This is a genomic window from Morganella sp. Je.2.23 (assembly GCF_051129855.1).
GTDB classification, from domain to species: domain Bacteria; phylum Pseudomonadota; class Gammaproteobacteria; order Enterobacterales; family Enterobacteriaceae; genus Morganella; species Morganella sibonii.
In genome coordinates this window covers 1-461 of the sequence record NZ_JBCPSQ010000032.1, presented here as the reverse complement: position 1 = coordinate 461, position 461 = coordinate 1, and the positions used below count along the sequence as shown (strand labels likewise).

1 protein-coding gene is annotated in these 461 nt (G+C 33.4%); it reads left to right on the top strand.

Going from position 1 to position 461, the window contains the following annotated elements:
• Positions 1-319, top strand: a 319-nt coding sequence (locus AAZR23_RS20730) for a hypothetical protein (protein WP_434694506.1), incomplete at its 5' end; no start/stop codon positions are given.
• Positions 320-461: the final 142 nt, after the last annotated feature.

Sequence of the window (461 nt, the reverse complement as noted above, 5' to 3'; positions counted from 1 at the left end):
GAATTATATTGTAAAAGATACAATTACAGGCGGAAAATATGAAATGCCGCCACTTTGTATTGATGCACTTGCAATGATGCGTGACGGCTTTTTATTAGGAGAAATTGAAGCAAAATTAAAGGAAGAATATCCAGAAGAAGAAGTAAATATTCTAGAATTTACGAGACAATTGTTAGAACTAGAGCTTGTTGGAATGGTTGACGGAGAAGAAATCATTTGTACGAAAAAGAAAGATAAAGATTATTTAGCTTGGATTCGTCCTCGAATCGAACAATTTTTCTTTAATTTAAATCGAAAATACCGAAGCAGAGATCAATGATGATCTCTGCTTTTTTGTTACTAGAAGGAAAATAGGTATTCACCCAACTCAGGTTTTAAGCATATTGTGACTTATGTAAGTAGACTGCTATAAAGGAGTGAGGGCAGTGACAGGAAAAATTTTAAATTATTATGCTGGAGGA